Here is a 19618-nt window from a genome sequence, read left to right as displayed (position 1 = left end):
GCCTAAATAAAAAAACCATGGAAAAGAAAAGAACACCAAAAAACATATTTGTAGAAGGAGCAATCTCTCCTGATAAAATCGCGAAATCCATCGCCAATCACAGCACAAAAACAGATATTGGCGGACATAGCATCTTTCTCGGACAGGTTAGAGCTGATAAAAAAGAAGAGGGCTCGGTAGTGGCTATCGAATATACAGCCTATGAAGACATGGCTTTGCAGCAAGCCTTCGAAATCCGTGAAGCCATCTTTGCCAAATATCCATTGACCTGCATGCATATTTACCATAGCTTGGGCGAGGTCAAAACAGGAGAAATCTGCCTCTTTGTCTTTACTTCCTCCAAACATCGCAAAGCTGCTATCGATGCCTGTGAAGAACTCGTCGAGCGCATCAAAAAAGAATTGCCCATCTGGGGAAAGGAAATCCTGGATAATGAAAAATCTGAGTGGAAGGTGAATACTTAAAAAGATATATGCCTTCGGCGAAATATAGTAGAAACATGCCCATTCCTACTAGCAAGCAGGTTCGACGAAATAATTCCACATTATTCCAACCCTATTTCTATTTTATTTCCACCATATTTCCACCTTATTTCAATTTTATCTCAATACAATTCTCTCTAACCTAAAAATACAATGATCAACATCACCCACAAATCCACCACCCTTAGAAAAGCCATAGCGCAGGCCATTGTTAAAGTGAGTTCGGACGAAACCATCGCCGCTGTGGTCAATAAAACAGTGCCCAAGGGAGATGTATTTGAAATGGCCAAGGTGGCGGGACTTTTTGCTGCCAAGCGTACTGCTGACATGATTCCGGATTGCCATCCTCTTCCTGTTGAGTTTACTTCCGTGAATTACGAAATCAAAGGTTTGGAGATTTATGTCTTGGTAGAAATCCACACCATCTACAAAACAGGCGTGGAGGTGGAAGCCATGCATGCTGCATCTGTGGTGGCCCTGACCATGTATGACATGCTCAAACCCATAGACAAAAACATCAGCATAGAGCAGATCAAATTGATCGAGAAAAAAGGGGGAAAAACAGATTATGCCAAAGACAAGGAGCAAAACCTCAAAGCCGCTGTAATTGTCTGTTCGGATAGCATAGCTTCAGGTCAAAAAGAAGACCAGGCAGGTAAAGTCATTATCCAAAAATTAGAAGCTTTAAAAGTCAGCATTGAAGATTATTCCATCATCCCTGACGAAAAAGAAAAGATCCAAAGCAAGCTCAAAGGATTTGTTGATGCAGGTATGGACATGGTCATCTTTACAGGAGGTACAGGACTTTCACCCAAAGATGTAACCCCTGAGGCCATCAGACCGCTGATAGAGCGGGAAGTACCCGGCATTGAAGAGACCATCCGCAGCTTTGGGCAAGCCCGTATGCCCTATTCCATGCTCTCCAGGTCTGTCGCAGGACTCATTGGCAATACGCTCGTACTGGCCCTACCAGGATCTACCAAAGGCGCCGAAGAATCCATGGACGCCATCTTCCCTGCTGTTTTACACATATTCAAAGTATTGGAAGGACCAAAGTATAGACATTGAAAACCCTGCTTCTTACAGTCAATTTGGTTAAGAATGACTTTTTCAAAGTTCAGATTTACCAACGTTTGTTCGCATTTTTAATCCAACTTTGGAATAGTTCTAAATCAATTTATAGTTTCATCTAAACGAAATTGACTCTGCTAATTTTTTACAATTTGTGAACTATTTGACCCTATTAAATGTATATACATCAATTAATAAAGCAAATAAAATGAGTACTACAATAAACAGTTTGAATTGGCGCTATGCAGCCAAAAGAATGAATGGGCAGGAAGTTCCTGCTGAAAAACTAGAAAACATCTTGGAATCTATCAGATTGACCGCTACTTCAAATGGCTTACAACCATTCACGGTATTGGTCCTTGAAGATAAGGAGACCAGAGAAAAACTTTTCAATTCAGCTGTGAAGCAACCGCAAGTCATTGAAGGATCACATCTTCTGGTGTTTGCTGCATGGAAAAGCATCACAGCCGAGCAAATCGATGCATACTTTGATATGGTTTATGAAGAAAGAGGTATGGAAAAAGGAGCTCTAGTTCAGTATGCCAATTTTTTGAAAGACCACTTCACAAACCAATCTGAAACAGAAATTTTCAACTGGACTTCTAAGCAGGCTTATATTGCATTGGGGACAGCTTTGGTGTCTGCTGCAGAGGAAAAAGTCGATAGTACACCAATGGAAGGTTTCAATCCAGCTGAAGTAGACGAGATTTTAGGATTAAAGGAAAAAGGTTTAGGTGCTTCATCATTGTTAGCCTTAGGCTACAGAGATGACAGTGCTGACCACATGGTGATTGCCAAGAAAGTCAGGAGACCAAAAGATAAATTATTTGTCAAAATTTAAATTAAAATCCCGGCAAAAGAAGTCGGGATTTTTTTATGACAATTATTAAGATTTAAACAAAAATTCTATAAGATCCACCATCAATTGCACTTGCTTTTCTTCAGAAGTGGACTTTAAAATTTTCTCAAACATTTCCTGCTGTTTCTCTTTTGAAAGCTTTTCAAATTTCGCCAAGACTCCAGATTCTTTAAAAGTATCTATAATCTCTTTTTGCTTAAGTTGTTGATTTTCTGACTCAAGAAAAAGTGTCACTATCACCTTATCCCCTCCCGATTTTTGGATAGCATGACGGATTGTACCATTGATCGATAAGCGCTTATCCTGATCACCCATTGGAGCCAAATTCATATGATTAATCGGATAGCCATCAATACTTCCTGATACTTTGATATCACCCCATTTCCCTTTAATGTCTTTAGAGTTAGGAATGATGATATGATATGTCCATGCTCCTTTTCCTGGGACATACTTGAGCTCTAATTCTTGTTGATTAACCAAAAAGTCCATTATTGTCAATACTATTTAGCTTTCAAACTTCATATAAATCTGATTAGTTTAAAATATTTCTTAAAAATATTAAAAGATATTTTTGTCTTTATTTAAATAAAGGGTATATTTGTCCTGTATTAAAGAAGAGATGTTTTCCAAAGCCTGCAAATATGCCATCAACGCCATGATATATGTGGCTTCCTTATCTGAGAATGGGCAGCGTGTTGGCTTGAAAGAAATCGCAAAAGCAATCAATTCGCCAGAAGCATTTACTGCTAAAATACTTCAGCAACTCGTCAAAGATAAATTGCTGAACTCAGCAAAAGGCCCACACGGGGGCTTTGAAATTCAAGGGGATCCAAATACCATTACTATTGCACAAATAGTAGGTAGCATAGATGGTGACCTGATCTTTACAGGGTGTGCACTAGGCTTAGAAAAATGCTCAGAAGATCACCCTTGCCCTGTTCACCACAAGTTTAAGGCAGTGCGAGACCATCTGACAGGTATGATGTTGACTACCAATCTAAAAGACATAGCTACACGGGTCAATGATGGTATAAGCTTCCTGAAATATTAAAAAAATTTACACCAATAAAAAATAAAACAGTCTTCCATAAACCACAAAAAGAAATGATAAAGGAACTAGCAAATAGAAAAGTAGGCGGAATCGTCGCAGAAAACTTCAAAACAGCCAAGGTTTTCACACAATACGGAATAGACTTCTGCTGTAAAGGTGGCATCAGTGTGACTGATGCTTGCGAAAAGAATGGTGTAGAACTATCCAGCATTCTTGCAGATTTGGAACAAATAGTCGTCCAACCCGAGGAGGTTCATTACAAGGATTTTGGATTAAGTCAACTGATAGACCATATCGTGACCAAGCATCATAGCTATGTAGAAGAGACTATCCCAGCATTAAAAATCTACCTCCCTAAACTCGCAGCTGTACATGGTGGCCGTCATCCAGAGCTTTTCGCTGTGGCACAGGAGTTTTTGCTAGCAGCTGATGCCTTGACTACTCACATGAAAAAAGAAGAGTTGATCCTTTTCCCTTATATCAAAGCCATGGAAGAAGCCGATAGCAGCGGATTCAGTATATCAGAGGCTCATTTTGGACATATCAATAATCCTATAGCCATGATGGAGCACGAGCATGACACAGAAGGGGAGCGATTCAGAAAGATAGCAGCATTGACAGATGGATATACTTGTCCACCTGATGGCTGTCAGACTTACAAGGTAGCATTTGCCATGCTGAAAGAATTTGAAGAGGACCTCCACACCCACATTCATTTAGAAAATAATATTCTATTCCCTAAAGCAGTGAAATTATATCAAAAACTCAATGCTTAATCAATCATGAATACTGCTCGTAGCCATATGGACAAATTGCAAATGCCTTCCATAGTCTCCAAGTCACTTCCCAAGACTTGGATGACTTGGGCAGTATTCTTTTTCTTTTGCGCTGCTATATTTGGTCTAGCCATGCGCTATTTCTTTATCGGAGAAGTACCATTTTTTGAGTACAAGCACCTCCTCCACGCACATTCTCATGTAGCATTATTAGGTTGGGGATATCTACTGGTAACTGGTTTATTGACTTTCAGCTATGTTAGAAGCCCTCTTAGACTTCAGATCTACAAAAAAATATTAATACTGACCATCATCGCCAATTTAGGAATGATGCTTAGTTTTCCTTTCCAAGGCTACGGAGGATTTAGCATAGCATTTTCTACCATGCACCTTGTGATGAGCTATGTTTTTGCTTATTTCTTCTTTCAGGATTTAAAAAAATCACCTTCTAGTACCGCCAAAAACTTAATCAAACTCAGCATCATCTGGATGATAATTTCAAGCATAGGACTTTGGGCTATTGCACCCATAGGCACTACTCTAGGACGATTGCACCCACTCTACTTTATGTCAGTTCAATGGTTTTTACACTTACAATTAAACGGGTGGTTTGTTTACGCCTTTCTTGGCTTATTATTAGGCTACATGGAGACCAAAGGCAACCTTATAAATATAAACTCAAAAACACTTTTTGCGCTTCATTTATCACTTTTTTTAACCTATGCACTTTCAGTTGCTTGGAGTACGCCCATCACTGGCCTTTTGTACCTGAATGGGCTGGGGGTTATACTTCAAGTGATCGCTTATTTCATCATCTTGAAACCAATAATCAGACACCTGTACAACGTCTACACTTTTCCAAAAAACTGGATCAATTCCCTACTATGGATAGGCATCATTAGCCTTCTAGCCAAAGCCTTGATTCAAGCAACTCTCATACTTCCAGATGTGGCTAATATTGCCTATACGATCAGAAATTATGTGATTGGATTTGTTCATTTGGTCATGCTTGGAGCCATTACTTTTGGCTTGGGAGCTTTGGCTTTGAAAAATAATTGGCTTAGCAATAGCTCATTGAGTAAAACAGCCTGGACATTTCTTTCTTTTGGGTTTATCTCTTCAGAATTACTCCTTCTAGGTCAAGGCACCTTACTCTGGGCAAAGTTGGGATTCATTCCCCATTACCACCTATTGATTTTCATTTCTTCAATCTTTTTCCCTGTTGGACTTAGCCTGTTGCTAATTGCTCAATGGACATCATATCCTCATTTTCTGAAATCCCCAAATTCAATATATAATCAACAAAGTCAACACAAATCTAAAAACACAGAAACTATGAAAAGTACAGTTTTGATGTCCGCAGGAATATTAATAATGCTCCTGATGGCGAGCTGCGGTGGAGGGAGTAGTGAAAATCAAGGTTCATACACTCCTCCAAGCGCTCAAAAGGAAAAAATAGCAGATCCCAAAGGGATAGGAGAAATCAAAGAAGTTAACCTAGGCGAAGATATTGATCAGGCTTTAGCAGAAAAAGGAAAAGCTATCTTAGACATGAAATGTACAGCTTGCCACCAATTTGATGGTAAACGTGTAGTAGGGCCCGGCTTTGAAGGAGTCACCAATAGAAGGAGACCTGAATGGATCATGAATATGATCACCAATGTAGATGTGATGCTTGACGAAGATCCTGTTGCACAAAAATTATTGGAAGAATGCTTAACGAGGATGCCTAATCAAAATATCTCTTTAGATGAATCCAGACAAATCCTCGAATACTTTAGAAAAAACGACAGAGAGAGAACAGGTAGCAGCGATGCAGCCCTTAACTAATAGAAAAATTAAACCCAATGAAAATGAAAACAAAATTATGGTTATTGGCAGGAGCTATGGTGGCCATAGCATTTGCCCCGGGCTGTAAACCAAAAGGTGCTCAATCAGCCCTTTCTGGTGATGCTGCCAGCAAAGTTTATGTAGCTCCAGGAGAGCACGATGAATTCTACAATATCGTCTCCGGAGGTTTCAATGGACAAATGTCCGTCGTAGGTCTTCCTTCAGGAAGAGTTTTTAAAATTTTACCTGTATTCTCTGTTCATCCAGAAAATGGCTATGGCTTCTCAGAAGAATCCAAACCTATGCTAAATACAGCACATGGTTTTGTCCCTTGGGATGACTTGCACCACATTGCCATTTCTACTACCAACGCGGAGCATGATGCAAGATGGGCTTTCGGCAATGCTAATAATACGCCTAGAATAGCGAGGGTAGATTTGACAACATTCAAAACGGTCGAAATTATTGAAATCCCAAACTCTGCCGGAAACCACTCCTCCCCTTTCATTACTGAAAACACAGAATATGTGGTAGCTGGAACCCGATTCTCTGTCCCAACAGGAGACAATAGAGATCTGCCTATAGAAACCTATAAAGAGAACTTCAAAGGTACGATTTCATTTATTTCAGTTGATAAAGAACATGGAAACATGGATTTGGCTTTCCAAATCGAAGCTCCACCTTTCAATTTTGATTTGGCTCGAGCAGGCAAGAAAAAGTCACATGGCTGGTTCTTTTTCTCTACTTACAACACCGAGATGGCTCATACACTTTTGGAAGTAAATGCTTCACAAAAGGACAAGGACTTCATCATGGCTGTAAACTGGAAAAAAGCAGAACAATACATCAAAGAAGGAAAAGGCAAAAAAACCAAGGCCAAGTATGCACACAATGTTTGGGATGAAGATACCCACATGGCTACTTCTACCATCAAGGAAGACATTCTGACTTTGGATCCAAAAGAACTGAAAGATATCATCTACTTTATCCCTTGTCCAAAATCTCCACACGGTACGGATACTGACCCAACTGGAGAGTATATCATTGGTTCAGGAAAATTAGCCGCGATCATTCCTGTCTTCTCTTTCACAAAAATGCTTAATGCTATTGAAAACCAAGACTTCGAGGGTACTATTGATGGCATGCCAGTTTTGAAATATGAATCTGTACTGCATGGGGAAGTAGAAAAACCAGGTCTTGGCCCTCTTCACACGGAATTTGATGGACAAGGAAATGCATACACTTCCATGTTTGTTTCTTCTGAAATCGTAAAATGGAACATCGAAACCCTTCAGGTTTTGGATAGAGTACCCACTTACTATTCAGTGGGTCACTTGATGATTCCTGGTGGACCGACAGGAAAACCACATGGAAAGTATATGGTAGCCTACAACAAAATCACAAAAGATAGATACTTGCCTACAGGTCCTGAATTGGCTCACTCTGCTCAACTATATGACATCTCGGGGGACAAAATGCAGCTGCTGCTTGACTTCCCAACTATCGGTGAACCTCACTATGCTGAAGCTTTCCCAGCCTCTTTGATCAAAGACAAGCAGGTGAAGTTCTATCCTTTAGAAAAAAACAATCACCCAAGAGCACTCAAAGGTATCAATAATGCCCGCGTGGAGCGTGAAGGCAACAAGGTCCATATTTACATGACCACCATCAGATCCAACTTCAGACCAGACAATATCGAAGGCGTCAGAGTTGGAGACGAAGTTTACTTCCACGTGACCAATTTGGAACAAGACTGGGATGTGCCGCATGGTTTTGCAGTGAAAGGTGCTAATACAGCAGAATTACTTGTAATGCCAGGAGAAACAGCAACGCTCAAGTGGATGCCAGATAGAGTTGGAATATTCCCATTCTACTGTACTGACTTCTGCTCTGCCCTGCACCAAGAAATGCAAGGATACCTCCGCGTATCTCCAGCAGGAAGCGATCCCGAAATCAAATTCTCTACAGGCGAATAAACCCAATACCACCGGCAGCAATGCCGGTGGTTTACCTCCATGGTTATGAAAAAAATAGATTCATCTAATCGCGCATTGGTTTTGATCGCTGCATTGCTGATGATCACAGCATACTTCACGCCGCTTTGGCAAATCAGTCTATGGGCTCCCCAATATCCTGAGGGGCTAAATATGAAAATATGGATAGACAGGCTTAGCGGAGATGTAGATATCATCAATGGGGTCAACCATTATATTGGCATGAAGCTTATCGGTGTGGAGATGTTTCCAGAATTTACTTACCTGATTTATGTCTTTGCATTCATTATTGCATTTGGAGTTTTGGCTGCTTTGATTGCTAGAAGATGGGCTGTTTACTCCTTCTTCGCTATGATTTCTCTACTTGGAATTGGCGTATTGGTGGATATGTATCTATGGGGTTATGATTACGGACACAATCTAGACCCAACTGCAGCCATCAAAGTCCCTGGCATGGCTTATCAGCCTCCACTGCTAGGATACAAAGAACTCTTAAACTTCCTCGCTTATTCTGGACCTGACACGGGTGGCTGGATCATTGCCTTCTCTGGAATTTTATTAGTCATCGTTCTCAGTAGATTCTTTTTTGAAGATAAGAAAATCAAACTTCAAAATCCATACAGAAAAGACTAGTCAAAAAACCTAAAAAAGTCTATTCAATCCGCTAAATATGTAATCCATGAAAACGCAAATCTTAACCCTATTCTCAGTCATTTTCCTACTCTCTTGCAGTGCAGACCCCAGAGCTATCAATTATGGAGAGGATGTTTGCCATCACTGCAAAATGAAACTCATGGATCCTCAATACGGTGCAGAAGTGGTGACGCAAAAAGGTAAAATCTTCATTTTCGATGATGTCAATTGCCTGATGACCTTCATGGAATCCGGTGAAGTCGGCTCAACAGTGCTTAAACATATCCTAATCACTGACTATAATCAAGGCGAAACATTGACAGATGCAACTACTGCCTTTTACTTGAAATCTGAAAAATTCAAGACCCCAATGGCAAGCAATATTGTCGCTTTCTCAGACTACGAAACCCTCAAAAAATACAAAAAAGACCATGGTGGAGTCTACATGGCATGGGGTGAACTGCTGACACAATTTAAATGAAAGAAGGATGAAAGATGAATTATGAAGGGAGAAATAAGAAGTATGAATTATGAATCTTTCTCATCACGTATCTCTAAATATCAATATCATGAAAACACTACTCTTATTCTTATTCCTGCTTAGTAGTCCTGTCTTAGCAGGTACTGTGCGGCTAAAGCCTGGAGACTCTATCAAAGAGGCTGTTGCAAAAGCCCAGGAAGGTGACGTGATTATCTTGAGCACTGGAGAATACAGCGAACACGAAATCATCATCCGCAAAGCACTTACCATACAAGGTGAAGGAATGCCTACAATCAATGGAAAAGATCAAGGAGATGTGTTCATTGTTGCGGGAGAAAACATTCATTTTAAAAACTTGAGGATCACCAATACTGGGAAATCAAATATTGATGACTCTGCTGCGATCAAATTCTATGACTCCCAAAACTGTAGCGTTGAAGGCGTAGAACTTGACAATACTTTTTTTGGCTTGCATTTTTCCAATTCATCAAACCTCACCATAAAAAACAATAAGCTCATCTCTAGAGCCGAAAGAGAATATCAGACAGGTAATGGCATCCACCTTTGGAAATGCAAAGACTCCATGATTGAAGGTAACTATGTGGAAGGGCATCGTGATGGCATTTATTTGGAATTTGTCACCAATACCATCAGTCAACACAATACTGTAGATGGAAACAAGCGATACGGCTTGCACTTTATGTTTTCCCATGACAACAGCTACATCAAAAACACCTTCCGTAAAAATGGAGCTGGCGTAGCTGTCATGTACACGCGAAATGTAGTCATGCGAGATAATATATTCGAAGAAAATGAAGGTCCAAGTTCCTACGGCATTCTACTCAAAGACATCACAGATTCTGAAGTAGTAGGTAATATTTTCAGGAAAAATACTATCGGAATCTACATGGAAGGAAGTAGCCGGACCCTATTCAAAAACAACGCATTTACCAGCAATGGCTGGGCGCTTAAATTGATGGCGAGCTGCGACAATAATACTTTTGAAGCAAATAACTTCATTGCAAACACCTTCGACATCAGTACCAATGGAAGCGTTGTTCTCAACACCCTCAAGGAAAACTACTGGGACAAATACGAAGGCTATGACTTAAACAAAGATAAAATCGGAGATGTACCATACAGACCCATCAGCTTGTTTTCAGTCATCGTAGAAAAAATTCCTTCAGCTGTCATTCTCTGGAGAAGTTTTATGGTGATGCTACTCGATAGAATGGAAAAAATAATTCCTGCCATCACACCAGAAAACATGATTGACAACAACCCTAAAATGAAACCTTATGATCTCAGTTAGAAATATATCGAAGAAATTCGGAAAGCTAGAAGTACTCCGTGAATTCAACTTGGAGTTTGAAGCAGGAAAAAGCTATGCATTGATGGGGCCTAATGGATCTGGCAAAACCACCTTGATCAAAATCATCCTCGGTATGGTCATTCCCAACAAAGGAGACATCATCGTACAGGGAGAGTCCATCAAAAATAATTTCAAATATCGATCTAATATTGGTTATATGCCTCAGATCGGCCGCTATCCTGATAATATGAAGATCGGACAACTCTTCAGAATGATGCAAGATATGCGCCCTGAGATCAAGGAATACGACTTGGAATTGATTGGGGCATTTGGATTAGATCAGATGATGGAAAAGCCTATGCATACCCTCAGCGGAGGAACGAGGCAAAAAGTCAGTGCAGCCTTGGCTTTTATGTTCAATGCAGACATCCTAATCCTAGATGAGCCTACGGCAGGACTTGATCCCATGGCTGTAGAAACACTTAAGAATAAAATCAAAAAAGAAAGAGACTTAGGAAAATTGATTCTAATCACTTCACATATATTGAGTGAGTTAGATGAGTTGACAGATCAGGCCATTTATATCTATGAAGGAGATATTTTCTTCAACAACAGTGTGGACGCCCTCAAGGAAACAACTGGAGAAGATCGATTCACCACTGCTATTGCCAGATTGATGGAATGGAGTTTAAAAAAAAAGCAACCTAAAACTGAAATGAGCCATGTTTAAGCTACTCAAATATTCGCTATACGATATTCTCAAAAGTAGATTTGCCATACTCTACACCATCTTCATGGTTTTGGTGGCTGTATCCATCTACCAAGTATCAGAAGACCTGACCAAGGTCTCATTGAGCTTGCTCAATATCATGCTGATGATCGTTCCCTTGATTGCCGCAGTATTTGCAACGACACACTTTTTCAATAACCTAGAGTTTACTGAGCTGATGTTGGCACAGCCTGTGAAAAGAAGAAATGTATTTCTAAGTCAAATCTTGGCTGTCATCATCATGCTAAGTGCTGCGATTCTGATCGGTTTCGGTATCCCGATGCTGATATGGGGAGCCGATGAAAGCATCCTGATTCTACTAACCATTGGAATAGCCCTTTCAATTGTGTTTGCTGGACTAGCTTTCCTAGCTTCTGTCTTGACACGGGACAAGGCCAAGGCAATCGGTATCAGCCTTTCATTTTGGATTTACTTTTCTTTGATTTATGATGGCTTTGTGCTCTATTTGATTTACAGCCTTTCAGATTACCCATTGGAAAAAACGACACTCAGTCTAGTCTTTCTCAATCCAGTAGATCTAGGCAGGATCATCATGCTGATGAAATTAGACATTTCAGCCTTGATGGGCTATACAGGAGCATTTTTTCAAAATTTCTTCGGCAGTGCCAAGGGAATGTTCTTATCGAGTAGCATCATGTTGCTTTGGATTTCATGGCCTATTGCCACAGCCATGCGGATATTCAAAAGAAAAGATTTCTAATCCCAAAATCCATTTCCCTAATCAGCACCATAACATTTCCCTAATCAGCACCATAAAGAGATTTGCTACTTAGTCACTTCAAAAGTATATTTGTAATTGAATCATTTCAAATCCTAGCGTGTTTTGCTTTGAGATAAATGAAAATTATAAGATATGATAGTAGTTTCTGAAAAGGCAAAAGAAAGAATCTTGGAGCTTAGAAAAGAGGAAGGCCGATCTGAAAATGAAAATATTAGAGTTTCTGTCAAAGGTGGAGGTTGCTCTGGACTGATGTATGACTTGGGTTTCGATGCTTCTTTGACCGATACAGATCATGTATTTGAAGACAAGGGTATCAAAATCCTAGTTGATCGCAAGAGCTTGCTATACTTGGCTGGAACCACCTTAGAATTTACAGATGGCTTAAATGGCAAGGGATTCCAGTTCGTGAACCCAAACGCTTCTCGCACCTGTGGATGTGGAGAAAGCTTCTCTGTCTAGGCCAACAGTGGTTTAGTAATCAAAAACGTCTTCTCGCTTTGCGGAAAGACGTTTTTTTTTAGTTTAAATTCTTGAGTTTATATTTGGCTAAAATCCAAGAGTCATCTTCCAATTCATTTTTGTACTTCGAGACAAACTCTTCAAGATTACTCTTTGAATATCCATTTTTTAATTCATTTTTGCTTTTATACTTATCCAGAAACCCGCTCGCATGATCCAAATATACAATAGCATCATCAGTAAATGACCAAGGATTTCTATTCAAATTCACACCATCCAAATCGTTGGATAAATCTTTTTTCTGAAAAATTATATTTTTCTTTTTGTCCATCAAAATCGTATGCCTTGAAGAATTATCTCCCTGAACAACACTCATGTAATTTATTTTCTCAAAAGGAAGAAAAGTAGCCACATAACGGATAAGCTTTTTCTCTGAGACTTCACTATTGAACTTATCTCTTCCTGTTCTCCCTTCTTTGAGCAGCTCATAGTCAGATGTGTTTAAACTATATTTACCAAAATCGAAAATCAATAAGTCCTTCAAATCTCCTGAATCGACATCAAATTCCGCAACTTCATAAGAATAAGGAATATTATAATACACCGAATTATCCCTTAAGGGATTTATAAAACTATACTGGAAACTAAAATTCCCAATAGACTCTTTTTCAATTGGATATGGGACAATACCCGAACTACTTCCATCAATAAGATTATACTTCAAGAAATTGAACCCATCATAATCTGATCTATAGCTTGTAAATTTTAATAAATAGTCATTTTTTTGAAAGAAATGAGTTGACTTATCTCTGAACTTAAATTCTTCAATAAAATTTCCAGCTAAATCAAATTTAAGGACCTTACCAATTGCATTATCAAGGATCAGTATTGAATCATCAAGTAAATTATAGTCAGAAATTTTTAGAAACTCACGAGGTCCTTTTCCGGAAGGAGTTAGAGAGTAATTCAATTCCCCACTTGGGTGAAAAACAAAAAGTGAATAAAGCAAACCATCACTAACATAGATGTTCTGATTTTGATCGAACTTTATCTTTTTGGGTTCAGACAAATAACTTGAACTTTCTGAACCTAAAAGAACATAATCGATTTCAGTTACAATTTCAGAGATGTATCCTAGCTCTGATTTATCAAGGTCAATTGAAATTGAACCCTCATTTATTGAAGGGGTTTTAGGACTACAACTTATAATAAATACTAAGGTAAAAAGGGTAATAAGCTTCATACTGTAAAATTTAAAAAAATGAGGCTGTCTCATAAGTCTCTTTTTAAAAAAATGAAAGGCTACCAAATTTCTCGGGTAGCCTTTTTCTTGTTTAACTCAAAATTGTTATTTTGAGGTGTGCAAAAACAAAACTCAAATATAGTCTTTAAAGACTATGATCACAACCAGTTGATGCTCCTTCCCCACAATTTGGGTGACCTTCTTCCATCAGAGCATCCCGTCCGTGTAGTCAGCACGGTCGTAGACAAGATAAACATCCAGCCGATCTTTTCGCAGTACAGCAATATGGGAGCGAGCAGTTACCATCCCCGTATGCTGTTGAAGGTACTAATATACGGTTATCTGGAAAACTGCTATTCCTCCCGTAAGCTTGAGAAAGCTGTCCGTGAAAATATCGGTTTCATGTGGCTCTCGGGCATGCAGCGACCCGACCATAATACCATCAACCGTTTCCGGGGGGAAAAGCTCCGTGAAGTGATCCGGGAGATTTTTTCGCAGGTAGTGCTCATGCTTTACGACGAAGGGCTTCTGGACATAAAAGACGTTTATACAGACGGGACTAAAATAGAGGCCAACGCCAACAGGTACACCTTTGTCTGGGGAAAGGCTGTCAAGAAGAGCAGGGAGAGGATTGCAAAGCAGCTTCAGGAGCTCTGGGATTACGCTGCCGAAACGGCAAAGGAAGAACTCGGACAGCCCGAAGAGAAGTTTGAGAATCCCAGTCCCCAAAAAGTACTTGAAACCGTTGAGAAGATCAACACGGCACTCCAGAGTAAAGAAGTTGACCCCAAAGTGAGACAGAAGCTCAGGTATGCAGAGAAAAACTGGCCAGGAAAGCTTGCCGAATATGAACAGAAGGAGGAGACCTTACAGGAACGCAACAGCTATTCAAAAACTGATGAAGATGCCACTTTTATGCGGATGAAGGAAGATCACATGAAAAACGGGCAGCTTAAACCCGGCTATAACCTTCAGCTCAGTACCCACGGACACTTTGTGGTCAACTATACCCTGCACCAAAAACCCAACGATACCACCACACTTATCCCACATATGAATGCCTATCGGCAGATGTACGGAGCTTACCCCGAAACACTGACTGCCGATGCGGGGTACGGAAGCGAGGAAAATTATGCCGCCCTCGAGCAGAACGGTACATCAGCTTATGTAAAGTATAATTACTTCCATAAAGAACTCAGAGAAGAAAACAGGAAAAACAGGGAATACAGACTACTTGAAAACCTGTATTACGACAGCCAAAAGGACAGGTATATCTGCCCGATGGGACAGCCAATGGAAAGGAACGGTACCAGAACCAGGACAACAGCGACAGGATACAAACAAGAATACGCAAGATATACGGCATCAAAATGTGTGGGATGTCCTTTGGCTGCTTCCTGCAGGCCGGGAAAGGGAAACAAAACCATTGAAGTCAACAGGGCATTGGAACGGTATAAATCAGAAGCAAAACAAAAGCTGACCTCTCCCGAGGGAATCCAAAAAAGAAAGCAGCGGGCCACAGACGTCGAACCTGTATTCGGACACCTTAAGCAAAACAAGGGGATGAAGAGGTATGTGCTCAGGGGACTGGAAAAGGTGGAAATTGAAACAGGTCTTCATGCAATCGCCCACAACCTTTCCAGAAAGGCAGCAAAAGCAGCATAATTATCATTTTAGGGAAGATTTAAATCAAAAATATAAGAGAAACATCACCAAATCAAATAGAGTAATAAACCATGCTTTTTGACTAGAGTTCAAAAAATAAGAAGCCGATTTGTTGAAAATCGGCCTCTATTGCTAAATTAGGCTGTTTTTAAAATTTAAATTTATTCAAATTTACTTTTGAGACAGCCTCATTTTATTTTTAACATCATTCCTGAGTACTTGGGTCACAATATGAATCATACATCACCCAAATACACCTAACTACTTCTTTTTGGCTACCACCTGGACATATTACCTCCCTAGACTCATACCACCTAATTCTTCCTCTTCTTCTTGTGCATTTACTGCAAATGCAAACGTCATCATTAAACATGCAAAAACTGCATAAATCATCTTTTTCTTAAATAATTTGTTTTTAAAGTTAAACATTCTTTGATCAAAAATTTATTGTACGTACATCGATATATATATATACTATATGGAATTCCAAAAAGTAAAGTCATAAATTTCTCTTCATTTTCATAGATCAAACTGTACCATCTTAAGTTCTTACCAAACTACGAAATTATTTCAAAATCTCCTTCGCATTCTTCTTCGCTATTCTTTACCTTTGCCCCCTTAAGAAATAAACCCGATCATGGAAGATACTATCAAAAAAATCCAACTCAATGACCTCCACGTAGCTTTGGGAGGAAAAATGGTTCCTTTTGCAGGCTACAATATGCCTGTGCGCTACTCTTCTGACATAGAAGAACACAAAACAGTACGTGAAGGAGTGGGTGTTTTTGATGTTTCACACATGGGAGAATTTATGGTCACAGGTCCAAAAGCGTTGGAATTGATCCAAAAAGTAACTTCAAATGATGCTTCCAAACTGATCAATGGACAAGCACAATACGCTTGTTTCCCAAATGACAAAGGTGGTATAGTAGATGACCTGATCGTCTACAAGTTTGAATATGAAAAATACATGCTTGTAGTCAATGCTTCCAACATAGACAAAGATTGGGCATGGATCAATCAGCACAATACTATGGGTGCTGATTTGGAGAATATTTCTGATACACTTTCTCTTTTTGCTGTTCAAGGACCAAAAGCCATCGAAGCCGTTCAATCCCTAACACCAGTGAATCTTTCAGAAGTGAAATTTTATCACTTTACAGTAGGTGAATTTGCAGGTGTACATGATGTGATTATCTCAGGTACGGGGTACACTGGTGCTGGTGGGTTTGAGATTTATGTCAAAAACGAGAATGCTGAACAAGTATGGAATGCTATCTTTGAAGCTGGAAAATCCTATGACATCAAGCCAATAGGTCTAGGCGCTAGAGATACTTTGAGAATGGAAATGGGCTATTGTCTCTACGGCAATGACATCAATGACGAAACATCTCCACTGGAAGCAGGCTTAGGTTGGATTACCAAATTCACCAAAGATTTCATCAACAGTGAAAACCTGAAAAAACAAAAAGAAGCAGGAGTTGACAAAAAACTAGTCGGATTCATCCTCCAAGAAAGAGGAATCCCTAGGGCCCACTACCCTATTGTCAATAAAGCTGGTGAGGTAATCGGTGAAGTGACCTCCGGAACGCAGTCACCATCTATGGGGGTAGGTATAGGCTTAGGCTATGTCAAGTCAGAGTTTGCTGCTCCAGGTACCGAGATTGCGATTCAGATCAGAAACAAGAATATTGCAGCCAAAATAGAAAAGCTGCCTTTATACAAAAAATAATTACAGAAACCCGCAAGACAATATTGCCTTGCGGGTTTTTCTTTTGCCCATGACAAAGAGAAAAATAGAAGTCTGCTTCAGCCCTGAATTGATTCATCTTCATGAATTAGAAAATAAGATTGTGGTCGTAGTGGACATATTCCGCGCTACCTCCACCATGATCACAGCATTGGGGAATGGTGTTGCGAGCATCACTCCTGTTGCCGATTTAGAAACTTGTAGAGCCATGCAGTCCGAGGGTTATGTCATCGCAGGAGAAAGAAATGGCCAAACTGCTGAGGGCTTCACGCTAGGCAATTCCCCCTTAGCTTATCTTGATGGCGCATATGCAAATCAAAAAATAGCCATGACCACGACAAATGGCACTTTGGCTATAGAAAAATCCAAAGCGGGCTCCAAGCAAGTATTGATAGGTGCTTTTGTCAATCTACAAGCCACAGCACATTATTTGACTTCACAAAACCAAAATGTACTCATTCACTGTGCTGGCTGGAAAGGAAAATTCAACCTAGAAGATTCCTTATATGCTGGAGCTTTGGTTAGCTTATTGGAAGAAAATTTCGAATTTGACTGTGATGGAGCTATCGCCATGAAAGGTCTTTACGAATCCAATAAATCCGATTTAGCGGGGTTTCTAGCGCAAGCTTCACACGCTAAAAGACTCCAAAATCATCAGATTGAGGCAGATATAGATTTTTGCCTGAGTTTGAATTTATTCCCAATCATCGGAAGGCTGCAAGGTCAAGAACTTGTCGCACAAATGATTAAAACCAAATAAAATTTCACAAAGCTTTAATAATCTTTCTCAAAGCCTGCAAAAATAGCTACATTTACATGCATCTTAAAACAAATAGATTCACTCCCAAAACCCTTCACAAAAAATGTCAGAGGTAAAACTCTTCTCCGGAACCAACAGCAAATTATTAGCAGAAAAAATTGCAAAGCACTACGGCAAAAAACTTGGTGATTTGACAATGTCAAAATTCAGTGATGGGGAAATGTCGCCCAGCTTCAACGAATCTGTCCGAGGCTGTACCGTTTTTCTAATTCAATCTACAAATCCATCCGCGGATAATTTGCTTGAACTTTGCTTAATGATTGACGCTGCCAAAAGAGCAAGTGCCTACAAAGTCTGTGCTGTCATTCCATATTATGGATATGCACGACAGGATAGAAAAGATCGCCCAAGAGTTTCTATCGCAGCGAAGCTTGTAGCAAATATTTTGACATCTGCGGGAGCAGATAGAATCATGACATGTGACTTACATGCAGGACAAATTCAAGGATTTTTTGATATACCTTTGGATCATTTGAATGGTTCAGCTATCTTTGTGCCCTATTTGGAAAGGCTAGATGCTCAAAACCTAATATTTGCAGCGCCTGATGTAGGAGGAGTAGCACGAGCAAGGTCATATGCGAAGCATTTTGAAGTAGAAATGGTAGTCTGTGATAAGCACAGAAAAAGAGCTAATGAAGTAGCCTCCATGCAGGTAATTGGGGATGTGGAAGGAAAAGATGTGGTTTTGGTAGATGACTTAGTCGATACTGCAGGTACACTTTGCAAAGCTGCTCAGATCATCATGGATAAGGGTGCACTTTCTGTTAGAGCCATTGCTACTCATGGAGTTTTATCTGGAAAAGCGTATGAAAACATAGAAAATTCTGTTTTGAAAGAGCTTGTAATCACTGACACAATTCCTACAAAACAGCCTTCTGAAAAAATTAGAGTGATTTCAGTTTCAGATTTATTTGCGAAAGCTATACATGCAGTAACTGGAAACACCTCTATTTCAGCACTATTTATTTAAGAATTATTACTCAATTATATATAAACAATCAATTTTAAAATTTATGAAATCTTTAGAGATTATAGGGTTTAAAAGAGCAAATCTCGACGGAGCTGCACTGAAAGAAATCAGAGAAGAAGGAAACGTTCCTTGTGTAGTTTACGGTCCAGGCATCAAAGAGCAGATTCATTTCTACTCTCCAGCTATCCTTTTCAGAGACTTGATCTACACTCCTGATGTTCACATGGTAGACTTGAACATCGAAGGTACTAAGGTAAAAGCGATCTTGAGAGAAGCGCAATTCCACCCAGTATCTGAGGTATTGCTTCACGCTGACTTCTTAGCGTATACTGAAAACAAAGAGATCAAAATGGATATCCCTGTTGAAATCATGGGTACTTCTCCAGGTATCATCAAAGGGGGTAAATTAGAAATGAAAGCTAGAACCTTGAAAGTAAAAGGATTGGCTTCAAATCTTCCTGACAGAATCCCTGTTGACATTTCTCATCTTGACTTAGGCAAGTCTGTTAAAGTAAGTGAGCTTTCTGTAGAAGGTTTCGAAATTTTGACAAGCCCTAATGTATCTATCGCTACGATCGGTATTCCAAGAGCACTTAGAGGTAAAAAAGCTGAATAATCACGGCTTTCTTGAATATTGTAAAATCCTGCTTGTTCGCGAGCAGGATTTTTTATTTTTTTACTCACAATTTTGTAGAAATCAGGTATAAAGTA

Annotated in this window: 20 protein-coding genes; 18 read left to right on the top strand and 2 right to left on the bottom strand. The window is 39.7% G+C overall.

The genetic code is table 11. From position 1 onward, the window contains the following. The first annotated feature begins 17 nt into the window (after positions 1-17). The 3 genes from BELBA_RS09755 (at position 18) to BELBA_RS09745 (ending at position 2394) form a co-directional block, all read left to right on the top strand. Positions 18-464 carry a molybdenum cofactor biosynthesis protein MoaE gene (locus BELBA_RS09755; protein WP_014772539.1) on the top strand — a complete coding sequence of 149 codons (447 nt, stop codon included), beginning with the start codon at positions 18-20 and terminating at the stop codon, positions 462-464. Between the two features lie 171 nt (positions 465-635). Then, positions 636-1550, top strand: a complete 915-nt coding sequence (gene moaCB / locus BELBA_RS09750; protein WP_014772538.1) for a bifunctional molybdenum cofactor biosynthesis protein MoaC/MoaB — start codon at positions 636-638, stop codon at positions 1548-1550. Between the two features lie 211 nt (positions 1551-1761). Next, the gene (locus tag BELBA_RS09745; RefSeq protein ID WP_014772537.1) at positions 1762-2394 is read left to right on the top strand and encodes an NAD(P)H-dependent oxidoreductase; all 633 of its coding nucleotides are present in this window, start codon (positions 1762-1764) and stop codon (positions 2392-2394) included. A gap of 45 nt (positions 2395-2439) precedes the next feature. Here BELBA_RS09745 and BELBA_RS09740 read toward each other — a convergent pair whose 3' ends face one another. Continuing rightward, on the bottom strand, positions 2440-2901 hold the full coding sequence (locus tag BELBA_RS09740) for a DUF1905 domain-containing protein (RefSeq protein WP_014772536.1): 462 nt from the start codon (positions 2899-2901) through the stop codon (positions 2440-2442). A 130-nt stretch (positions 2902-3031) separates the two neighbouring features. Between BELBA_RS09740 and BELBA_RS09735 the strand changes: the two genes are divergently transcribed. From BELBA_RS09735 to BELBA_RS09690, 10 genes are all read left to right on the top strand, one after another. Further along, positions 3032-3463: an RrF2 family transcriptional regulator gene (locus BELBA_RS09735; RefSeq protein WP_041779307.1), complete on the top strand. Its 432-nt coding sequence runs from the start codon at positions 3032-3034 to the stop codon at positions 3461-3463. A 53-nt stretch (positions 3464-3516) separates the two neighbouring features. Beyond that, the gene (ric, locus tag BELBA_RS09730; RefSeq protein WP_014772534.1) at positions 3517-4239 is read left to right on the top strand and encodes an iron-sulfur cluster repair di-iron protein; all 723 of its coding nucleotides are present in this window, start codon (positions 3517-3519) and stop codon (positions 4237-4239) included. Positions 4240-4245: 6 nt separating this feature from the next. Continuing rightward, a complete protein-coding gene (locus BELBA_RS09725) occupies positions 4246-6069 on the top strand; it encodes a c-type cytochrome (protein WP_014772533.1) in 1824 nt (607 codons plus the stop codon). 23 nt (positions 6070-6092) lie between these two features. Further along, on the top strand, positions 6093-8045 hold the full coding sequence (gene nosZ / locus BELBA_RS09720; protein ID WP_014772532.1) for a Sec-dependent nitrous-oxide reductase: 1953 nt from the start codon (positions 6093-6095) through the stop codon (positions 8043-8045). A gap of 45 nt (positions 8046-8090) precedes the next feature. After that, complete coding sequence (locus BELBA_RS09715; protein ID WP_041779600.1) at positions 8091-8696, top strand: hypothetical protein; 606 nt, start codon at positions 8091-8093, stop codon at positions 8694-8696. Positions 8697-8742: 46 nt separating this feature from the next. Beyond that, entirely contained in the window at positions 8743-9177 is a 435-nt protein-coding gene (locus BELBA_RS09710) for a nitrous oxide reductase accessory protein NosL (protein ID WP_014772530.1), read from the top strand. A gap of 88 nt (positions 9178-9265) precedes the next feature. Next, positions 9266-10489, top strand: coding sequence for a nitrous oxide reductase family maturation protein NosD (gene nosD, locus BELBA_RS09705; RefSeq protein ID WP_041779306.1), 1224 nt, complete (start codon positions 9266-9268; stop codon positions 10487-10489). Next, complete coding sequence (locus tag BELBA_RS09700; protein ID WP_014772528.1) at positions 10476-11219, top strand: ABC transporter ATP-binding protein; 744 nt, start codon at positions 10476-10478, stop codon at positions 11217-11219. Before nosD ends, BELBA_RS09700 begins: the two co-directional genes overlap by 14 nt. Further along, positions 11212-11979, top strand: a complete 768-nt coding sequence (locus BELBA_RS09695; RefSeq protein WP_014772527.1) for an ABC transporter permease subunit — start codon at positions 11212-11214, stop codon at positions 11977-11979. Before BELBA_RS09700 ends, BELBA_RS09695 begins: the two co-directional genes overlap by 8 nt. Before the next feature lie 153 nt (positions 11980-12132). Further along, the gene (locus tag BELBA_RS09690) at positions 12133-12459 is read left to right on the top strand and encodes a HesB/IscA family protein (protein WP_014772526.1); all 327 of its coding nucleotides are present in this window, start codon (positions 12133-12135) and stop codon (positions 12457-12459) included. 58 nt (positions 12460-12517) lie between these two features. Here the strand turns inward: BELBA_RS09690 and BELBA_RS09685 are convergent, their stop codons facing one another. After that, positions 12518-13702, bottom strand: a complete 1185-nt coding sequence (locus BELBA_RS09685) for a 6-bladed beta-propeller (protein WP_157466078.1) — start codon at positions 13700-13702, stop codon at positions 12518-12520. Between the two features lie 117 nt (positions 13703-13819). Between BELBA_RS09685 and BELBA_RS09680 the strand changes: the two genes are divergently transcribed. From BELBA_RS09680 to BELBA_RS09660, 5 genes are all read left to right on the top strand, one after another. After that, on the top strand, positions 13820-15367 hold the full coding sequence (locus BELBA_RS09680; protein WP_014772524.1) for an IS1182 family transposase: 1548 nt from the start codon (positions 13820-13822) through the stop codon (positions 15365-15367). Between the two features lie 637 nt (positions 15368-16004). Next, a complete protein-coding gene (gene gcvT, locus BELBA_RS09675) occupies positions 16005-17099 on the top strand; it encodes a glycine cleavage system aminomethyltransferase GcvT (protein ID WP_014772522.1) in 1095 nt (364 codons plus the stop codon). 49 nt (positions 17100-17148) lie between these two features. Then, positions 17149-17877: a 2-phosphosulfolactate phosphatase gene (locus BELBA_RS09670; RefSeq protein ID WP_014772521.1), complete on the top strand. Its 729-nt coding sequence runs from the start codon at positions 17149-17151 to the stop codon at positions 17875-17877. A gap of 103 nt (positions 17878-17980) precedes the next feature. Continuing rightward, positions 17981-18907, top strand: coding sequence for a ribose-phosphate pyrophosphokinase (locus tag BELBA_RS09665; protein ID WP_014772520.1), 927 nt, complete (start codon positions 17981-17983; stop codon positions 18905-18907). A gap of 43 nt (positions 18908-18950) precedes the next feature. Then, positions 18951-19523: a 50S ribosomal protein L25/general stress protein Ctc gene (locus tag BELBA_RS09660; protein WP_014772519.1), complete on the top strand. Its 573-nt coding sequence runs from the start codon at positions 18951-18953 to the stop codon at positions 19521-19523. Positions 19524-19618 lie beyond the last annotated feature (95 nt).

Origin of the sequence: Belliella baltica DSM 15883, assembly GCF_000265405.1 — a bacterium.
In the GTDB taxonomy this organism is placed as follows: Bacteria; Bacteroidota; Bacteroidia; order Cytophagales; family Cyclobacteriaceae; genus Belliella; species Belliella baltica.
Note: the sequence above shows the minus strand (reverse complement) of the source record. Positions and strands in the feature narration are given on the sequence as shown.